Below are 2,754 nucleotides of genomic sequence, written 5' to 3'. Positions count from 1 at the left end.
GTGAGCCTGCTCGCGATAGCGCTGTTTCAGCCACTGGAGATGTCGCCTGTGACACCGCTATCGCGAGCAGGCTCACTCCTACAGAAGCAATTCGTTAGCCGAACAAGTTTTTATCTGAACCATGCCTGCGCCAAATCGTCATCTAAAGTGACTACAGCGCGGGACTACATAAACGTCACGGAGAATCACACTATGAGCACCGAAAGTGCTTCGAGTCGGGGCCGTCTGCTACCGGGCCTGCTCGGCATTCTGCTTCTACTGATGGGCCTGGCCATGCTGGCCGGGGGAGTCAAGCTGAGCATGCTCGGCGGCTCGCTTTACTATCTGCTGGCCGGTATCGGCATCGCATTGACCGGCATCCTGCTGCTGATGCGTCGTCGTGCGGCGCTGGGCCTGTACGCCATCGTGCTGTTCGCCAGCACCGTGTGGGCGCTGTGGGAAGTTGGCCTGGACTGGTGGCAACTGGTGCCGCGCCTGGCAATGCTGTTCGCCCTCGGCCTGGTGATGTTGCTGCCGTGGTTCCGTCGCCCGCTGCTGCTCAACGGCCCTGCCCCGATGGGCACCGGCGCGCTGACCGTAGCCGTGGTGCTGGCCGGCCTGACCGCTGTAGCCAGTCAGTTCACCAACCCTGGGGAAATCAAAGGCCAGCTGGATCGCGACAGCGTCGACGGTATGACCAACACCGCGCCGGCCATGCCCGACGGTGACTGGAACTCCTACGGCCGCAGCGCCCACGGTGATCGTTACTCGCCACTGGCGCAGATCACCCCGGCCAACGTGAGCAAACTGGTGCCGGCCTGGACCTACCGCACCGGCGACATCCCGGGGCCGAACGATCCGGGCGAAACCACCGCTGAAAATACCCCGCTGAAAGTCAACGGCATGCTCTACGTGTGCACGCCGCACAGCCAGGTGATTGCGCTGGATCCGGACAGCGGCAAGGAAATCTGGCGTTTCGATCCGAAGCTGAGCACGCAGAACGCGGCCAACTTCAAAGGCTGGGCGCACATGACCTGCCGTGGCGTGAGCTATCACGACGACGCGGTCTATGCTTCCGAGCAGAGCCCGACCGGTTCGGCCAGCCCGGCCCCGGCCAGCGCCTGCCCGCGCCGCATCTTCCTGCCAACCGCTGACACCCGTCTGATCGCCCTGAATGCCGACACCGGCAAAATGTGCGAAGACTTCGGTGACAAGGGTCAGATCGACCTGTCTGCCAACATCGGCGGCTTCAACGCCGGCGGTTACTACTCCACTTCGCCACCTGCGGTCACCAAGGACCTGGTGGTGATTGGCGGTCACGTCACCGACAACGTTTCCACCGACGAGCCTAGCGGCGTGATCCGCGCGTTCGACGTGCACACCGGCAAGCTGGTGTGGAACTGGGACAGCGGCAACCCGGACGACACCGCGCCGATTGCCGAAGGCAAGACCTACACGCGCAACTCGCCGAACATGTGGTCGATGTTTGCTGTCGATGAAAAACTCGGCATGCTCTACCTGCCGATGGGCAACCAGACCCCGGACCAGTTCGGTGGCATGCGTACACCTGAATCGGAACTGCACGCCGCGGGCCTGACTGCGCTGGATATCGCCACCGGCAAGGTGCGCTGGAACTTCCAGTTCACCCACCATGACCTGTGGGATATGGACGTCGGCGGTCAACCGACCGTGATGGACATCAAAACTGCTGACGGCGTCAAGCCAGCGGTACTGGCGTCGACCAAGCAGGGCAGCATCTACGTGCTGGATCGCAGCACCGGCAAAGCCATCGTGCCGATCAACGAAATCCCGGTGCCGCAAGGCGCGGTGGAAGGCGACCACACTTCGCCGACCCAACCGAAGTCCGACCTCAACTTCATGCCGCCACCACTCAAAGAGCGCGACATGTGGGGCGTGACGCCATTCGACCAGATGCTCTGCCGGATCGACTTCAAATCCCTGCGTTATGACGGCCCGTTCACCCCGCCGTCGCTGCAAGGTTCGATCGTGTATCCAGGCAACTTCGGCGTGTTCGACTGGGGCGGCATTTCGGTCGATCCGGTGCGCCAGATCGCCTTCGTCAACCCGAGCTACATGGCGTTCCGTTCGAAGCTGGTTCCAGCAGCAGAAGTTGCCGGCGGCCCGGGTCGCAAGAGCGAAACCGAAGGCGTGCAGCCTAACAAGGGCGCGCCATACGGCGTGATCCTCGAAGCGCTGCTGTCGCCAATGGGCCTGCCATGCCAGGCGCCAGCGTGGGGTTATGTGGCAGCGGTCGACCTGACCACCAGCAAAACCATCTGGATGCACAAAAACGGCACCGTGCGCGACAGCTCGCCGGTTCCGATCCCGCTGAGCATGGGCGTACCGAGCCTGGGCGGCACCTTCACCACCGCAGGTGGCGTGGCCTTCCTGAGCGGCACCCTCGACCAGTACCTGCGCGCCTACGACGTGAAAAACGGCAAGCAACTGTGGGAAGGCCGCCTGCCAGCCGGCGCGCAAACCACACCGATGACGTACACCGGCAAGGACGGCAAGCAATACGTGCTCGTCGTCGCCGGCGGTCACGGCTCGCTGGGCACCAAGCAGGGTGACTATGTGATTGCGTACAAACTGTCTGAATAAGCGTTAGCGACAGGTAAAGAAAAGGCGATGTTCCGTGAGGGACATCGCCTTTTTTGTGCATGAAATCTTAAAGCGATTCACAAAACCTGTAGGAGTGAGCCTGCTCGCGATAGCGGTGTGTCAGACAGCAACTTTGGGCCTGACACACCGCTA

General features: G+C 62.2%; 1 protein-coding gene. It reads left to right on the top strand.

Annotated elements, in window-relative coordinates:
- Positions 1–192: 192 nt before the first annotated feature.
- Positions 193–2,601, top strand: a complete 2,409-nt coding sequence (locus DCO47_RS26500) for a glucose/quinate/shikimate family membrane-bound PQQ-dependent dehydrogenase (RefSeq protein WP_042608311.1) — start codon at positions 193–195, stop codon at positions 2,599–2,601.
- The last annotated feature ends 153 nt before the right edge of the window (positions 2,602–2,754 follow it).

The organism is Pseudomonas sp. NDM, from assembly GCF_003105095.1.
Lineage (GTDB): Bacteria > Pseudomonadota > Gammaproteobacteria > Pseudomonadales > Pseudomonadaceae > Aquipseudomonas > Aquipseudomonas moraviensis_A.
This window is presented reverse-complemented; position numbering and strand designations above follow the sequence as displayed.